This window comes from Cupriavidus phytohabitans (genome assembly GCF_000426345.1).
GTDB lineage: Bacteria > Pseudomonadota > Gammaproteobacteria > Burkholderiales > Burkholderiaceae > Cupriavidus.
Genome location: NZ_AUFE01000001.1, coordinates 118,016 through 131,297 on the forward strand (window position 1 = coordinate 118,016; position 13,282 = coordinate 131,297).

Below are 13,282 nucleotides of genomic sequence, written 5' to 3' on the forward strand. Positions count from 1 at the left end.
GTCAGGCGCAAGCCTCCGGTGCCAGTGCCCGGCATGCCGCGGCGCGCGCCGCATCAAATTCGCGCCGCGTGCGCGCGACCAGTTCCGCCACCGGCTCCACCTGCGCGACACCCGACACCGAGTGCCCCGCGCTCCAGATATCGCGCCAGCGTCTGATGCCGGCCGAGCCCTGGCTGCCGTAGAGCGCATTGGCGCGCTCCTGCGTCATGTCGGTGGGCAGGTTGGCCGGGTCGAGGCCGCTGGCGATGATCGACGGGCGCAGTGTGTTGGTCTCGAGCCCGGTGAAGGCGCGCGACAGCATCACGTCGTCCAGCTCGCTGCTGACCAGCATGTCCTTGTACCCGTCGACGGCCATGCTTTCACGCGTGGCGATGAAGCGCGTTCCCATGTAGGCAAGGTCGCAGCCGAGCACCTGTGCCGACAGCAGGCCCACGCCGTCGGAGATGCCGCCCGCCAGCACCACCGGCCCGTCGAAGAAACTCCGCACCGCGCGCACGAAGGCAAAGCCATTGGCCCACCCGGTCTGTCCGCCCGCGCCGGCGGTCAGCAGGATCAGGCCGTCGGCGCCGGCCGCCACCGCCTTGCGCGCATGCCGCACCGATGCCACGTCGGCCAGCACCAGGCAGCCGATCTCGTGCAGCGGGCCGACCACGGCATCGGGCGCGCCCACGCTGGTGATGACCATCTCGACCCGGTGCCGCAGCAGGCAGTCCAGCTCCTGCTGCAAGGCCTCGCGGCGCATGATCAGGTTGGGACAGACCGGCGCGTCGTCGCGGGTCAGCTCAGCGCCGAAGCGCGTCATCCACGCGTCGAGTTCTTCGGTCGAGCGGCAGTTCGCAGTGGGGAACGATCCGATCACGCCGGCACGGCACGCGGCCAGCACGAGCTCCGGTCCCGAGACGCGGAACATCGGCGCGGCAATCAGCGGCAGCGACAGGCGGCGGGTGATCGATTGCGGCAGGCGCCGGCCGGCAGCAGCGGCGTTCACAGGGATGGCGTTCATATCGATGCAGGCAGAAGAGTTTGCGGGGTCAGGCAACGTTGCGGCCTTGGCCGTTCCAGTGGCGCGCGCGCAGCGCCTTCTTGTCGAGCTTGCCCAGCGCCGTCAGCGGCAGGGCCGCGACGATCTCCACGCGCTTGGGCGTATTGACGCTGCCCTTGAGCGCCTTGACATGGCCAATCAGCTCGTCCGCCGTCGCCGACTTGCCGGCGCGCAGCACCACGTAGGCGGTCACGGCCTCGCCCCATTTGGCATCCGGCACGCCGATCACCGCGCCCAGGCTGACCGCGGGGTGGGTGGCCAGCGCGTCTTCCACCTCGCGCGGATACACGTTGAAGCCGCCGCTGACGATCATGTCCTTCTTGCGGTCCACGATGTAAAGCCTTCCGCATTCATCGGCCACGGCAACGTCGCCGGTATGGAGCCAGCCGCCGGCAAAGGCCTGCTCCGTCAGTTCCGGGTCGCGCCAGTAGCCGCTCATCGCGGCGGGGCTGCGCACGCAGATCTCGCCGTGCTGGCCCGGCGCCACCTCGCGGTTGTCGTCGTCGAGCAGGCGCACTTCGCAGCCGGCCAGCGGAAAGCCGCAGGCATCCATCAGCGCCGGTTGCGACAGGTCGTGGTCTTCCTTGCGCAGCGCGGTCATGGGCGAGCATTCGGACTGGCCATAAAGCTGGCAGAACACCGGCCCGATGCGCTCGATGCCCTCGATCAGGCGCTGGCGCGAGATGGGCGCGCCAGCGTACAGCAGCGTTTCCAGTGAAGACAGGTCGAAGGCACCCAAGCGCGGATGGTCGAGCAAGCCATACACCATGGTCGGCACCATCATGGTCGCGTTGATGCGCTCGCGCGCGATGGTGGCGGCCATCTCCTCCGGGTCGAAGCGCGCCATCAGATGGACCGTGCCGCCGCGCAGCAGCGTCGGCACGACATTGGTGCCGGTGACGTGGGTGATGGGCGCCACCGCCAGGAAGCGCGGCGCCCGCGGCATGTCGAAATGGGCCAGCATCTGCAGCGCGACATGGCCGTTGGCGCCACCCGACTTCATCACACCCTTGGGCCGGCCGGTGGTGCCGCCGGTATAGGAGAGCGTGGCCATGGCGCTGGCCGACGACTGGTCGACCGGGGCGGGATCGCCTATCGCCTCCGCCAGCGCCGCCAGGTCGGTGCCGGTATCGCAGGCGCCCAGCGTCAGGATGCGGCTGCCCGGCAGGCGCGCGGCAATCTCGCCGGCGCGGTGGCCGTAACCGGCGGCGTCGACGATGACCGCCGCGACGTCGGCATCCTCGACCTGGAAGCAATGCGCGTCGAGCGAGCCCATCGGATGCAGCCAGCTGGCGGCGGCGCCCAGGCCCTGCACCGCGATGCCGGCGCACCAGCTGTCGGCGCGGTTGGCGCTGAGCAGGGCCACGCGCGTGCCGGCGCCGATGCCATGCCGCGCCAGCACGGACTGGTAGCGGCCGATCAGGCTGGTGGCCTGCCGGTAAGTCAGCCGGCCGCCGGCCCACTGGAACGCGATGCGATCGGGATAGCGGCGCAGTGCCGCCAGCGCCAGCGAGAAGAATGAAGGCGAAGCGTGGATCATGGTCATGGTTCCGAAGCAGTCGGCGCCTCAGTCGGCGCGGATGGCGGCATTGGTAATGACGGTGCGCCACTTCTCTTCGTCGCGCCGCAGCTTGGCGGCGAACTCGTCGGGGCTGTTGCCGACCACGGTCACGCCCAGCTCTTCCATGCGCCGGGACACATCGGGGTCGCGCAACGACTTGCCCACGGCCGCCGACAGCTTCTGCACGATGGCCGGATCGGTCTTGCCCGGCGCCAGGATGCCGAACCAGCCTTCGAGGTCGAGCCCGCGGATGCCGAGTTCGCCGAAGGTCGGCGTCGACTTGAAGTGCGGCGAGCGCTCGCTGCTGGTGATCGCCAGCATCTTCATGCGCTCGTTGCCGGCATTGGCGCGCGCGCTGGCGAAATCGAGGAATGCCACCGGGATATGGCCCGCCTGCAGGTCCGACAGCAGCGGCGCGCCGCCGCGGTACGGCACATGGACCATGCTGACGCCGGCGCTCTGCTTGAACAGCTCGCCGAGGATATGCGACGAGGTGCCGTTGCCGTACGAGCCATAGCTGTACTGGCCGGGGCGCTGCTTCGCCGTCGCGATGAAATCCTTGACGCTGCCGGTCTGCGCCGACGCGGCGCCGATCAGCACGAAGCTGGAGCGGGCCACTTCCGCGACCGGCGCCAGGTCGGTAAAGACGTCGTATGGCGGTTTGGCCTTCTGCACCGACGACTGGATCAGCGCGGTCCAGGTGAACAGGATCGTGTAGCCGTCCGGCTGGGCGCGCGCCACCGCCGTGGTGCCGATCACGCTGCTGGCGCCGGGCTTGTTCTCCACCACCACGGGCTGGCCCAGCGTCTTGCCGAGCTTGTCGGCGACCAGCCGCGCGAGGATGTCGGCGCCGGCTCCGGCGGTCGACGGCACCACCATGTGGATCGGCTTCTTCGGGTAGTCGCCCGCCTCGGCCGAGGTGGCCAGCGCCGGGTTGGTGCCCCATCCGAGCGCGCATGCCGTCATCGCCACGGCACAGGTTTTCCTGCTTGAAACGCTAACGGTCACGGCTGTCTCCTGGTGTTCTTGTCATGACGGGCTGGTCTGTCCGTGGGTCGGGCATGCCCGCCGGAGAAGCTTATAACTTGCTTGTTGATAAGCAAGTAAGTGAAATCCCGAGGCGTCGCGGCAGGGTTATGCCCGCGTCACTGCGTTACCATCGGCGTGTCCACGGCGGATTCCCACGGAGAACCCAGATGACGACCGAAGTCGGGGCCGCGCCGGCCCCCGCCCGGCGCCGCACGCAAAAGGAGCGGCGCGACGAGGCCGCGCGCCGGATCATGGACAGCGCCATGGCGCTGGTGTGCGAGAAAGGCATCGCCGGCCTGACGCTGGGCGAGGTGGGCGAACGCGCCGGCTATAGCCGCGGCCTTGCCGCGCACCACTACGGCCACAAGGAAGGGCTGCTGGTGGCGCTGGTCGAGCAGATCGGCAAGGATGTGCGAGACGTGCGCCAGCAGGTGGCCAACTGGGCCCCGGGGCTGGAAAGCGTGCTGGGGATCGTCGGCTTCTACGTCGGCCGCCACCCGTCGCTCGACACCGCGCTGCGCGCGCTGCACGTGCTGCTGTCGGAAAGCGTGGTCACCCGCGGGGCGGTGGCGGACGCGCTGGACCGGCTCAACCGCGAGTCGGTCTCGATCCTGGAAGGGCATATCCGGCGCGGCGTCGAAGCGGGCAATATCCGCGCCGATGTCGACCCGCTGGCCGAATCGGTGGCCATCATCGGCGCCATGCGCGGGGTGTCGGCGCAGTACCTGTTCGGCATGAGCGATGCCAGTGCCAGGGCGGTACGCAATGCGCTGGTGGAGACGTTGCGGCGAGGACTGCGGCGCGAGCCCGGCTGACCGCCTGCGTCCCGGGCCGAGGCATGCGCGGCGCGCATGCCCTGCGCCGGCATCAGGGCAAACCCTGATATTCCCTGTTTCGTCCATGCCGGCGGCGTGGCACAAGGCTTCCGGCCTGCTCCCCGCCAGCCCTGCGCCAGCGCGGCCGGGCCGTGGTCCACCGCAGGCCTCGGCCGCTCCGCCATGCGCTACGCGCATGGCTCCATGCGCAGATATCGTTTTTTTCATCATCGGGCCGACACCTATCATCGGTTTGCCTACCGATGCCTGCCGCCCTCGCCCCGGGTGCAAGCGCGCCCGGCATTCCCGTAGCCCCCTGATCTGTCGCCTGGAGTGGAGTGACATGCAAGCCAACCCAACCCTTGACCGCCTGAGCGCGCCGATCGGCGCCAGCCAGCGGCGCCGCGCCATCGTTGCCACCGTGATCGGCAACGGTCTCGAGTGGTTCGATTTCACCGTCTACAGCTTTTTCGCGGTCATCATCGCCCGGCTGTTCTTCCCCACCGGCGACGAACTGTCGTCGCTGCTGCTGGCCGTCGCCACCTTCGGCGTCGGCTTCTTCATGCGGCCGGTGGGCGGCATCATCATCGGCATCTATGCCGACCGCGTCGGCCGCAAGGCGGCGCTGTCGCTGACCATCCTGCTGATGGCGGTGGGCACCACGCTGATCGGCATCGCGCCGACCTACGAGCAAGTGGGCCCGTTCGCGCCGATGCTGATCGTGCTCGCGCGCCTGCTGCAGGGCTTCTCCGCCGGCGGCGAGATGGGCGGCGCCACCGCCTTCCTGACCGAATACGCGCCCGAGCGCGAGCGTGCCTACTACTCCAGCTGGATCCAGGCCAGCATCGGCGTGGCCGTGTTGCTGGGCGCCGCGGTCGGCACCTTCGTCACCTCGTCGCTGCCGCCCGAGGCGCTCAACAGCTGGGGCTGGCGCCTGCCCTTCCTGATCGGCATGCTGATCGGCCCGGTGGGCTATTACATCCGCCATCACCTCGATGAGACGCCCACGTTCCAGCAGACCAAGGACAAGACCGATTCGCCGCTGAAGGAAGTGCTGCGCGACTACCCGCGCCAGACCGCGGCCAGCTTCTCGATGGTGATCCTGTGGACGGTGTGCACCTACGTGCTGCTGTTCTACATGCCGACCTATGCCGTCAAGGTGCTGAAGGTGCCGCAGTCGTCGGGCTTCGTGGCCGGCATGGTCGGCGGCATGGCGATCCTGGTGTTCGCGCCGCTGGTGGGCCGCCTGGCCGACCGCTTCGGCCGCCGCATCCTGCTATCGGGCTCGGCGGCGCTGATCTTCGTGCTGGCCTGGCCGATGTACGTGTATATCAACCAGGTCCCTGGCCTGTTCTCGCTGCTGGTGTTCCAGCTGGTCTTCGGCGTGCTGATCGCCGGCTATACCGGCCCGATCCTGGCGGCCTTCTCCGAACTGTTCCCGGCCAAGGTGCTGTCGACCGGCCTGTCGGTCGCCTACAACCTGGCGGTCACCATCTTCGGCGGTTTCGCCTCGTTCATCATCACCTGGCTGATCGCCACCACCGGCAGCACCATGGCGCCCGCGTTCTACGTGATGATCGCCGCCGCCATCAGCTTCGCCGGCACGCTGCTGGTGCGCGAACCCGCCTACCTCCGCAAGCAATGACCATGAACCAGATCCTGTTGAAGGGCGGCAACGTCCTGGACCCCGCCCGCGGCACCGCGCTGCCGCGCGCCGACGTGCTGATCGAGGGCGAGCGCATCGTCGAAGTCTCCGCGCAAGGCATCGTGGCGCCGCATGCGCGGCAGATCGATGTCGCCGGCAAGACCGTGATGCCCGGCCTGATCGACTGCCACGTGCACGTGCTGGCGTCGCTGGCCAACCTGGGCCTGAACGCGGTGCAGCCCAACGTGCTGGTGGCCTTCCGCGCCATGCCGATCATGAAGTCGATGCTGGGGCGCGGCTTCACCACCGTGCGCGATGCCGGCGGCGCCGACTGGGGCCTGTCGCAGGCGGTCGCCACCGGGCTGATCCCCGGGCCGCGTATCTTCCCGTCCGGCAAGGCGCTGTCGCAGACCGGCGGGCATGGCGACTTCCGCCCGCGCGCCGATGTGCTGGAGCCCTGCTCGTGCGCCTTCCGTGCCGGCGCCATCGCGCGCGTTGCCGACGGCGTCGACGCGGTGCGCCTGGCCGTGCGCGAAGAGATCCAGAAGGGCGCCACGCAGATCAAGATCATGGCGTCGGGCGGCGTGGCCTCGCCGACCGACCCGATCGGCAACACCCAGTACAGCGAGGACGAGATCCGCGCGATCGTGGCCGAGGCCGAGGCCGCGCAGACCTACGTGATGGCGCACGCCTACACCGGCCGCGCCATCACCCGGGCCATCCGCTGCGGCGTGCGCACCATCGAGCACGGCAACCTGGTCGATGCCGCGGCGGCGCGCGTGATGCGCGAGCACGGCGCCTTCGTGGTGCCGACGCTGGTCACCTACGATGCGCTGGCGCGCGACGGCGCGCGCCTGGGCCTGCCGCCGGAGTCGGTCGCCAAGATCGAGACCGTGCGCGAGGCCGGCCGCAACTCGCTGGCGATCTACGCCGAGGCCGGCGTGCCGATGGCCTTCGGCTCCGACCTGCTGGGCGAGATGCACCACTACCAGTCCGACGAGTTCCGCATCCGCGCCGGGCTGCTTGGCGCGCTCGAGACCATCCGCTCGGCCACCTCGATTGCCGCCGCGGTGCTGCAGCGCGAGGACGAGCTGGGCACGGTCAGGGCCGGCGCGCTGGCCGACCTGCTGGTGGTCGACGGCGACCCGCTGCAGGACATCGGCCTGCTATGCGGCCAGGGCGAGCATATCTCGCTGGTCATGCAGGCTGGCCGCATCCACGCGCGCCAGGGCTGAGCCTTCTGCTGGCTTTCCCTTAAGATGGGCGGCTGGTTCCCCGATGTCCGGCCGCCCCATGCGCATCTCCCCGCTTCCTCCCCTTCCCTGCCTGGTCGCCTTCGAGGCGGCCATGCGGCACGGCAACTTCACCCGCGCGGCCGCGGAACTGCATCTGACCCAGAGCGCGATCAGCCGGCAGGTGGCGCAACTGGAACGCTTCCTCGGCAAGAAACTGTTCGAGCGCGGGCCGCGCGCGCTGAGCCTGACCGTCAGCGGCCAGCAATACGCCGAGCAGGTCCAGCGCCTGCTGGTCGACTGCGCCGAAGCCACCGAAAGCGTGATGCGGCGCAAGGGCAGCACCGAGCTGACGGTGGCGGCGTCGTCGGGCGTTTCCACGCTGTGGATCGCGCCGCGGCTGGCGCAGTTCCGCGCCGAGCATCCCGACGTGCAGGTGCGGCTGTTCGTCAGCGATGGGCTCGCGTCGCTGGTCGACACCAGCTTCGATGTCGCGCTGTACTACCTGCGCGAAGGCCCGCCGCAGGGGCTCGCCGCGCAACGGCTCTATGACGAGGAAGTGATGCCGGTCTGTGCGCCCGGCTACCTGCGCGGCCGGCGGCTGGCGGTGGCCGACCTGCCGGGCGAGACGCTGCTGGTGCTGGAAGACGCGCAGCGCCAGTGGATGTCGTGGCCGGCGTGGCTGGCGCAGAACGGGCTGGGCAAGGCGCGCGTGCAGAACACGGTAGTGTCGAACGCCTACCCGATCCTGGTGCAGCTGGCGATCGAAGGCCACGGCATCGTGCTGGGCTGGCGCCACATGATCGACGGCTGCCTGAAGGACGGCCGGCTGGTGCGCGCGTGCGAGGCCAGCGCCACGCTCGGCGGCGGCTACTACGCGCTGTGGCACCGCGACCGGGTCGAGACGTCGGTCGCGCGCACTTTCCGCCAATGGCTGGTGCAGCAGAGCGGCAGGCCGGCCTAGGCGTGCACCGCGTTCACCGCGTGCACCGCGTGCGCCGGCCAGGGCTGGTCCACCAGGAAGCGCTCGCATAGCAGCGCCCAGTACGCCGCGCCAACCGGGATATTGCCGTCGTTGAAGTCGTAGCCGGGGTTGTGCACCATGCAGCCGCCCTCAGCTCCCTCGCCATTGCCGATCCACAGGTAGCAGCCGGGCACCGCGTCCAGCATGAAGGCGAAGTCCTCGCTTGCAGCGATCGGCGGCGCCTGGCAGTCGACGTGGCCGGGGCCCAGCAGCTCCAGCGCGACCTGGCCGGCAAACGCCGTTTCCGCCGGCGTATTCACCAGCACCGGATAGCCGCGCTCGTAGTCGATCCGCGCCGTCACGCCATAGCTTTGCGCCTGCGCGGCAACCAGTTCGCGGATGCGCTGCTCGAGCTGGTCGCGCACACGCCGGTCCAGCGCGCGCACGCTCAGGCTGAGCACGGCCTGTGCGGGAATGATGTTGGAGACGGTGCCAGCCTGGAACGCGCCCACCGTGACCACCGCTGTCTGCAGCGGATCGACGTTGCGCGCCACGATGGTCTGCAACGCCATCACGATCGAAGCGCCGGCCACGACCGGGTCGGCCGCGTTGTGCGGGAACGCCGCATGGCCGCCGATGCCGGCCAGCGTGATGGTCACGCTGTCGGCCGAGGCCTGCGCCGCGCCCTGGCGCAGCAGCAACCGGCCCGGCGCCGTGCCGGGGACGTTGTGCATGGCGAACACGGCATCGCACGGGTACTTGTCGAACAGCCCCGCTTCCATCATCCGCCTGGCGCCGCCCAAGCCCTCCTCCGCCGGCTGGAAGATCAGGTTCAGCGTGCCGCTGAAATTGCCTTGCCGCACGAGATGCCTGGCGGCGCAAAGCAGCATGGCGGTATGTCCGTCGTGCCCGCAGGCATGCATCACGCCGGGATGGCAGCTGGCATAAGGCAGCCCGGTGGCCTCGGCCATCGGCAGCGCGTCCATGTCGGCGCGGATGCCGAGGCGGCGGCCGCCGCTGCCCCGCCGCAACCGGCCAACGACGCCGGTGGTGCCGAGCCCGCGCTCCACCTCGTAGCCCCATTCGGCGAGCAGGCTGGCCACGATGTCGCTGGTGCGGTGTTCCTCGAAGCCAAGTTCCGGATGGCGATGGATATCGCGGCGGATGGCAACGAACGCTTCTGCGCTGTCCCGCATGGTTGCCAGGAGGGGATGCATGGCGGCCTTCATTGCGGCTGCAGGCCGATGGCACGCGCGATGCCGCGGTACTGGTCGATACTCTGCTGATAGGCCTTCTGGCTTTCCGCCAGCGATGCCGGACGGGATGCGGGCAGGTTCGCGGCATCCAGGCTGGCACGCACCGCCGGGTCGGCCAGCGTCTGCGCCAGCGCCTTGTGCAGCGCCTGCACGACCGGCTCGGCGGTGTCCTTCTTCACGAAAACGCCGGCCCAGGTCGAGTAGTTGAAGCCGCGCAGCGCCCTGCTTTCATTGACGCTCGGCACGGACTTGACCGCGTCGAGCCGCGCCGGCGACAGCACCGCCAGCATCCTGACCTGGCCGGTGCGCATGCGCTCGATGTCGGGCTTGCCGAACGGCGAGACAAAGATATCGACGATGCCGCCCACCAGGTCCTGGATCACGGGCGCGCCGCCCTTGTAAGGCACATGCGTCATCGGCGCGCCGATGGTCTGCGACAGGTGCGCCCCCAGCAGGTGGTAGAGCGAGCCGACGCCGACGCTGGCATACGTCAGCGGCTTGCCCGCCCGGGCCGCCTGCGCGGCATAGGCCGCGAGTTCATCGACATCCTTCACCGGCAGGTCCTTGCGCACCAGGATGGCCAGGTCGACCGCGCCGACCATGTGGACCAGCCGGAAGTCCTCGCTCTTGTACTTGATCGCAGCGTTCGCCAGCGGCGCCGTGATCAGCTCGCCGGGACCGGCCTGGAGCAGCAGGTGCCCGTCGGCCGGTGCATGCAGGACCTTCTGCGCGGCGATCGCACCGCCGGCCCCGCCCAGGTTTTCGACGATGACCGGCTGGCCGAACTGCCGGCCCATTGGCGCATTGAGGTTGCGGGCGACCACGTCCGACAGCCCGCCCGCCGGGAACGGCACCAGCAGCGTGACCGGCCGGTCGGGATAGGCGTGGGCCGGCGCCAGGCCTACGCACAGCAGGCTGGTCACCATCCCGCGCAGCAGCCGGCGGGCAATGTTCTGGAATCGGATTCGGGTCATGGCAGTCTCCTCGGCGCCTTGCGTCGCTTTGTGTGTTGTGCGACCGGATCGTATCGGGCAGCTTGCTATGTGTCCAATGCATTACTCGTCTAAAATTTATTCGTAAAACTCATTCAAAAGGCATCGATGCACCTCAAACACCTGCGCCACCTGCTCATGGTCGCGGACGTGGAATCGTTCAGCCGCGCGGCGCAACGGCTGCACCTGACCCAGTCGGCGCTGAGCCGCAGCATCCAGGCGCTGGAGGACGAACTCGGCGGCAAGCTCATCGACCGCCATGGCCGGCGCAATGTGCTGACCCCGCTGGGCGAACTGATCGCCGAGCGGGCCCGCCGCATGCTGTTCGAGGAAGCCGAGCTGCATCGCAGCGTCGAACTGTTTCACCGCCATCACCTTGGCGCCATCCGCGTCGGACTGGGCGCCGGCCCTGGCGCGGTGCTGATGACGCCATTTCTGCGCCACATGGCCATGCACCACCCCGGCATCCAGGCGGCGGTGTCGCTCGGCACTTCCGACGCGCTGCTGATCCAGCTGCGCCAGCGCACCCTGGATGCGGTCATCGTCGAGGTCACCAGCGTGGCGCCGGCCACCGACCTGCGCCACGAATTGCTGGCGCAGCTTCAGGGCCGTTTCATCTGCCGCGCGGGCCATCCGCTGCTATTGCAGGCCGCTGCCGGCCAGGCCGTGACCTTCGACGATGTCATGCGCTATCCGCTGGCGTCGGCACCGCTGAGCCCGGAAGTCGCGCGCGGGCTGGTCAAGCGCTTCGGCCCGCGCGCCGACCCCGAGCATTGCCTGAGCCTGCGCTGCGAGAACGTGCGCAGCCTGGTGGAGGCCGTGCTGGTTTCGGACGTGATCCTGTTCAGCATCGTCGCGGCGGTGCGGACGGAAATCGCCGAGGGGAAGCTGTGCGAGCTGGCGACCACGCCGGCGGTCGACGACGGCCCCCGCTACGCGTTCTTCACGCTGGCGGGCCGGACCGAGGCGCCGAGCATGGCGTTGTTCCGGCGTTTCGTGGACGAGCACCTGCACGACTGACACCGGCACGCCGGCGCATTGCCGCAGGCAAGTCAGGGCGCCAGCAACGCGGCGCGGCCGGCGGCCAGCACCTCGCGGCTCAGGCCGTCGAGCAGGCCGGACGCGGCGCGCGCGTATTGCCAGTGCAGCGGCACGTCCAGCGGTGTGCCGGGCACCAGTTCGACGAGCGAGCCATCGGCAAGATGCTGCGCGACCAGCGACTGCGGATGCAGGCCCCAGCCCATGCCGGCCAGCGCCGCGGTCACGAAGGCCTGTGACGAAGGCAGCGTGTGCCGGGGCAGCTCCACGTGCCGATGGCACAGCCGCCGCGCCCAGCGCGCCTGCAGTTCGTCCTTGGTGTTGAACACCAGGCTGGGGGCCTTCGCCAGCGTGCCGGCCCCCACCCCGCCGGCAAAATGCTCGCGCACGAAAGCCGGGCTGGCGGCCGCCAGGTAGCGCATCGCCCCCAGCGGCTGGCTGTTGCAGCCCGCCGCCGGGCGTGCCGTCGCGGTCACGGCTGCCAGCACGGCGCCGCTGCGCAGCCACTCGGTGGTGTGGTCCTGGTCGTCCACGGCCACTTCCATCAGCACGGGGCTGGCCGCCGCGAAGGCCGCGATGGCCGGCGCGGCCCAGGTCGCGAGGCTGTCGGCATTCACCGCGATCGGCAGCGCGACGCGCGCGATTCCTTCGGGTGCCAGTGCCGGCAGCGCGCCCTGCAGATCCTGCTCGAGCAGCCGCACCCGGTCGACGTGCTGGCACAGCCTGCGCCCCGTCTCCGTCGCGCGGCAAGGCTGGTCGCGCACCACCAGCGCGCAGCCGAGCCGCTCTTCCAGCAGCCGGATGCGCTGGGAAATGGCCGATGGCGTGACATGAAGCGCGCGCGCGGCACGCTCGAAGCTGCCTTCGCGCACCACGGCGGCCAGTGCGGAGAGCGCGGAATAATCCAGCATTGCCTTAAGTTTTCCTAAACCAGATAAAGGAAAGATAGTTTGTCTTCATTGGCGCAGGCAGGCAAGCTGCGCCAATGATGACGCCATTCGCCACCTCTTCTTTCCCTCTTCTCCCGTTGTCGGTCTCGCTCCAGGGCATGGCCCTGGGCCTGGGCCTGATCGTCGCCATCGGCGCGCAGAACGCGTTCGTGCTGCGCCAGGGCCTGCGCCGCGAGCATGTCAGCAGCGTGGTGCTGTTCTGCGCCGTTGCGGACGCCTTGCTGATTGCGGCAGGGGTCATGGGCATGGCGCAAGCACTGGGCGAAAGCCCCGGCCTGGCGCGCGCGCTGGCGCTGGCCGGTGCCGCGTTCCTGGCGCTATACGGATGGCGCGCCCTGAAGCGCGCGCGCCAGCCGCACCAGCTGCGGGCGGCGGCCGGACAGGACGGGCTGAGCCGCGGTGCCGCGCTGGCGCAGGCGGCGGCGTTCACGCTGCTCAATCCTCATGTCTATCTCGACACGGTGCTGCTGGTCGGCAGCATCGGCGCGCAGCAGCCGGCGGCGCTGCGCGGCTGGTTCGTGGCGGGCGCGAGTTCGGCCAGCCTGTTCTGGTTCGGGCTGCTGGGATTCGGGGCGCGCTGGCTGTTGCCGTGGTTTGCGCGGCCGTGGGCCTGGCGGGTGCTGGACGGGTTGATCGGCGTGACGATGTTCGTGCTGTCGGCACTGTTGCTGCGTCACGCCCTTGGCGGGATCTGAAGGTCATTCCCGCGCAAGCGGGAATGACGATGGCCTATGGCGATATGAACGACGGGCAAGACG

The 13,282-nt window shown here is 69.6% G+C and carries 12 protein-coding genes; 6 read left to right on the forward strand and 6 right to left on the reverse strand.

Translation table 11 applies throughout. The features are described from left to right. Position 1 precedes the first annotated feature (1 nt). From K309_RS0100590 to K309_RS0100600, 3 genes are read right to left on the reverse strand one after another with little or no spacing between them, the layout of a single operon-like run. Positions 2–1,003, reverse strand: coding sequence for an NAD(P)H-dependent flavin oxidoreductase (locus K309_RS0100590; RefSeq protein ID WP_084402319.1), 1,002 nt, complete (start codon positions 1,001–1,003; stop codon positions 2–4). 28 nt (positions 1,004–1,031) lie between these two features. Beyond that, positions 1,032–2,582 carry an AMP-binding protein gene (locus K309_RS0100595; protein WP_232232283.1) on the reverse strand — a complete coding sequence of 517 codons (1,551 nt, stop codon included), beginning with the start codon at positions 2,580–2,582 and terminating at the stop codon, positions 1,032–1,034. Positions 2,583–2,609: 27 nt separating this feature from the next. Next, positions 2,610–3,569, reverse strand: coding sequence for a Bug family tripartite tricarboxylate transporter substrate binding protein (locus K309_RS0100600; RefSeq protein WP_029044602.1), 960 nt, complete (start codon positions 3,567–3,569; stop codon positions 2,610–2,612). A 230-nt stretch (positions 3,570–3,799) separates the two neighbouring features. Between K309_RS0100600 and K309_RS35660 the strand changes: the two genes are divergently transcribed. The 4 genes from K309_RS35660 (at position 3,800) to K309_RS0100620 (ending at position 8,288) form a co-directional block, all read left to right on the forward strand. Next, a complete protein-coding gene (locus tag K309_RS35660) occupies positions 3,800–4,447 on the forward strand; it encodes a TetR/AcrR family transcriptional regulator (protein ID WP_051320267.1) in 648 nt (215 codons plus the stop codon). Between the two features lie 343 nt (positions 4,448–4,790). After that, positions 4,791–6,092 carry an MFS transporter gene (locus tag K309_RS0100610; RefSeq protein WP_029044603.1) on the forward strand — a complete coding sequence of 434 codons (1,302 nt, stop codon included), beginning with the start codon at positions 4,791–4,793 and terminating at the stop codon, positions 6,090–6,092. Between the two features lie 2 nt (positions 6,093–6,094). After that, the gene (locus K309_RS0100615) at positions 6,095–7,327 is read left to right on the forward strand and encodes a metal-dependent hydrolase family protein (RefSeq protein ID WP_029044604.1); all 1,233 of its coding nucleotides are present in this window, start codon (positions 6,095–6,097) and stop codon (positions 7,325–7,327) included. A 58-nt stretch (positions 7,328–7,385) separates the two neighbouring features. Continuing rightward, on the forward strand, positions 7,386–8,288 hold the full coding sequence (locus K309_RS0100620; RefSeq protein ID WP_029044605.1) for a LysR substrate-binding domain-containing protein: 903 nt from the start codon (positions 7,386–7,388) through the stop codon (positions 8,286–8,288). Here K309_RS0100620 and K309_RS35665 read toward each other — a convergent pair. Continuing rightward, on the reverse strand, positions 8,285–9,505 hold the full coding sequence (locus K309_RS35665; RefSeq protein ID WP_051320280.1) for a M20 aminoacylase family protein: 1,221 nt from the start codon (positions 9,503–9,505) through the stop codon (positions 8,285–8,287). The two genes, K309_RS0100620 and K309_RS35665, sit on opposite strands and share 4 nt — an antisense overlap. Before the next feature lie 8 nt (positions 9,506–9,513). After that, positions 9,514–10,518 carry a Bug family tripartite tricarboxylate transporter substrate binding protein gene (locus K309_RS0100630; RefSeq protein WP_029044606.1) on the reverse strand — a complete coding sequence of 335 codons (1,005 nt, stop codon included), beginning with the start codon at positions 10,516–10,518 and terminating at the stop codon, positions 9,514–9,516. 126 nt (positions 10,519–10,644) lie between these two features. Here K309_RS0100630 and K309_RS0100635 point away from each other — a divergent pair, with 126 nt between their 5' ends. Continuing rightward, positions 10,645–11,556: a LysR family transcriptional regulator gene (locus K309_RS0100635; RefSeq protein WP_029044607.1), complete on the forward strand. Its 912-nt coding sequence runs from the start codon at positions 10,645–10,647 to the stop codon at positions 11,554–11,556. Positions 11,557–11,588: 32 nt separating this feature from the next. On the opposite strand, the gene K309_RS0100640 is transcribed toward K309_RS0100635, so the two are convergent. Continuing rightward, entirely contained in the window at positions 11,589–12,485 is an 897-nt protein-coding gene (locus K309_RS0100640) for a LysR family transcriptional regulator ArgP (protein WP_029044608.1), read from the reverse strand. Positions 12,486–12,559: 74 nt separating this feature from the next. Here K309_RS0100640 and K309_RS0100645 point away from each other — a divergent pair, with 74 nt between their 5' ends. Next, a complete protein-coding gene (locus K309_RS0100645; protein ID WP_029044609.1) occupies positions 12,560–13,219 on the forward strand; it encodes a LysE/ArgO family amino acid transporter in 660 nt (219 codons plus the stop codon). Positions 13,220–13,282: the final 63 nt, after the last annotated feature.